General features: G+C 48.6%; 3 protein-coding genes. 2 read left to right on the forward strand and 1 reads right to left on the reverse strand.

What is annotated here, in order from left to right; genetic code table 11:
- Positions 1-364: 364 nt before the first annotated feature.
- Positions 365-1,354, forward strand: coding sequence for a helix-turn-helix domain-containing protein (locus BAY1663_RS24315; RefSeq protein WP_164838491.1), 990 nt, complete (start codon positions 365-367; stop codon positions 1,352-1,354).
- Positions 1,355-1,380: 26 nt separating this feature from the next.
- Positions 1,381-2,232: an ATP-binding protein gene (locus tag BAY1663_RS24320; RefSeq protein WP_256206955.1), complete on the forward strand. Its 852-nt coding sequence runs from the start codon at positions 1,381-1,383 to the stop codon at positions 2,230-2,232.
- 287 nt (positions 2,233-2,519) lie between these two features.
- Here BAY1663_RS24320 and BAY1663_RS22390 read toward each other — a convergent pair.
- On the reverse strand, positions 2,520-2,942 hold a 423-nt coding region (locus BAY1663_RS22390; RefSeq protein WP_037045249.1), incomplete at its 5' end, for an OprD family outer membrane porin.

Here is a 2,942-nt window from a genome sequence, read left to right on the forward strand (position 1 = left end):
GGTAATGGTTGCTTAGTGGCGGAGTGCTACTAGAGAATGGCTAGACGAACCCCGACTACGACAAGGCCAACCGAAACTTGGCCAATTCAAACGCGGGATAGACACAGAACGCAACTAGGCGCTGGTACGCCCCTATGGAGCTGGATGAATGAATAGGAATGGTGAGATAGGCGGCGGCTGCGGCAGTTCTCTTCTAGGCGAAGACTCCTTATTCATTGGATCCTCGCGAGCAGCTATCTTGTATATGGGGTGTTCAAGGGGCATGGTGAAATAATGTGCTTTGCCGCTGATATGGCCAGTCTTGAAGAAGTAAAAAGCAGAAAAGTTGAATAATTCATTGAAAATTAAGTGTCTGGAGGGATCCGTGAGCGGTATTGCACTAGAAGAAAGAGCTCGGACAGCCATTGAGTTAGGCGAAAGTCACTTTCGTGAGTTTAAAAGCGCTCTAGAAGGTCCGCCAAGCGAGAAACAAAAAAGACCAGCAAAAGAAATCGCTACAAATATTGCTCAAACGCTTGTGGCATTTGCTAATGCTGATGGTGGTGAGCTTCTCGTAGGCGTAGAGGACAACGGTGAGGTGTCGGGGCTCCCTGATTTCAGTGATAAAGACTATGAGATACTTGAAGCTGCACCCCTCAATCGAGTCCACCAAAGCACCCCGCTGCCGCCGGTTAGGAAGAGAAAGATCAACATTGACGGGAAAACTATTCTTTATTTTTCCGTACCCAAAAGTGTTGAATATATACATATCACTTCAGACGGGCGCTGTCTGCAACGCAGAGATTTAGAGTCCGTCCCTGTTGCAGCGGAAGCCATTCAGTTTGATAGAAAGGAGCAGCAGTCTCGCGAGTACGATAGAGTATTTGTCGATGGTGTTTCAGCGGATGATCTTGATATTGAACTCGTCAGGACTGTCGCAGATCAGGTTCTGAAGGGAATGTCCGCAGAGAAGTGCCTGCAATACTTGGAGTTGGGTGAGTATGGTTTGACTCAATTGCGACTGCGCCGTGCATCCCTACTCCTTTTTGCAAAAGACCCGAGCAAATGGCACCCTAGACTTCAAATACGTATATTGAAAGTGGAGGGGCATGAAGTAAAAACTGGCGAAGATTATAATATTGTTCATGATCAAATTGTTAAAGGTAATATTCTTAATCTAATTAACTCTGCATGGGAGGCACTGAGGCCCTACTTGGTGCAGACGAAAATAGATCGGCACGCTAGGTTCGAGCAGAACTCCATCTATCCTGAGCTTGCCTGCAGAGAGGCTTTACTGAACTCTATCGCTCATCGAGATTATTCCGACGAGGGGAGAGGAATCGAAGTATATATTTTGATGATCATCTGGAAATAAGAAATCCAGGCGCGCTTCTAAGCTCGATGAGGATTGAGGATATAATAAGTCAGAGAGGCGTTCATCAGTCTAGAAATACACATGTGTCTCGTGTGCTGCGCGAGTTAGGTTATATGAGAGAGCTTGGTGAGGGAATGCGGCGCATCTATGACCTTATGCATAAGAATGAGCTAGCCCCGCCAGAACTTGTTAGTAATCATGATAGTTTTAGCATTACACTGACCAATAGGGCAATGTACTCGCCTCAGGATCTGCTTTGGTTAAGCCAGTTTGATAGCTGTGACTTGGATCGCCCAATGAAATCAGTAATACTCTTGGGGCAAAACGGAAGAGTATTCTCAGCGGCGCATATTTGGGAGGTTGTAGGAATCGTAGATACTGAGGATTATCGAAAGCTGGTCGAATCCCTACTGACACGCGGAATTTTGGTTAATGCTGTAGAGCGACTTGCTGCTAAGCGAGCCGCGAGGCGAGAGAAAATTCCATTTAAAGAATATCCTCGCTATAAAATAGTAATCCCTGCGCAGGCTGCGGAAAGTTTAGATAAAACTTCAGAAGTCGAGTGTTCATCAAAAATTAAAGCACAGGCCCGGCAGGATGCTGTCTTAGCTTCAGAGTCGGATGATGCTAGGATTTTTATCGCCAATTTACCTATCGATGCGCAAGCAAGCGAGCTTTACGAAATTTTCTCATCATATGGCTCTATCAAGGAGCTTAAGATACCAAGATATGCAAAGAATAAGACTAAAGGCTATGCTTTTTTGACATACGAGGAAGCAGGTGTGCTTGATTCAATTTGGCGAATGGATGAGTCAATAGTTTACAAAAACAGAACTTTAGTAATCCAAAGAGCACTTCCCAAAGAAAATAAAGCCTAATCATCATGCCTGTGGCGCAGGTGAGGTTTAAGGAAATCTGAAAGCTTCGATCTGTGAAACTTCCTGGCATAATGTGACTCTATTAGTGGTTTAATAATGCAGATGTCTCAGATCAAGTTCCTGTATAGTCACCAGGCAAATCAAAGCGATTAGCGAAGCTAACCTCTTTTGGTTTGGGCTCGATTCACTTTTGATCGGGCAGACTCTGAGCTGATGGCTTTCCCCGCAGAAAAAAGCCGGGCGCGAGGCCCGGCGAAGTCCAACGAGGAGGTGCTGCTGCGTTGCGCTTACCAGAGCGGCAGGCTGTAGCTGACGATGAAGCGGTTTTCGTCCAGGTCGCTGCCGAAGTTGCTGCGGGTGGTGGCGTTGCGCAGTTTCAGGCCGAGGTTCTTCAGCGGGCCGCTCTGGAACACGTAGGCGATGTCGGTGTTGCGTTCCCAGGTCTTGCCCTCGCTGGCGCCGGCGCCGCGGTCGACGTTGTCGCCGGAGAGGTAGCGGGTCATGAGGGTCAGGCCGGGAATGCCCAGGGCGGCGAAGTCGTAGTCGTAGCGGACCTGCCAGGAGCGTTCGTCCTCGTTGCCGAAGTCGTTGATCTGCACCAGGTTGACCAGCGAGTTGTCGCTGCCGGCGATGTAGGCGAAGCCGGTGTCGCCGTTGACCTGCTGGTAGCCGGCGCCGAAGGCGTGGCCGCCCAGGCGGTAGGTGAACAT

Origin of the sequence: Pseudomonas sp. BAY1663, assembly GCF_000582595.1 — a bacterium.
Lineage (GTDB): Bacteria > Pseudomonadota > Gammaproteobacteria > Pseudomonadales > Pseudomonadaceae > Stutzerimonas > Stutzerimonas stutzeri_AF.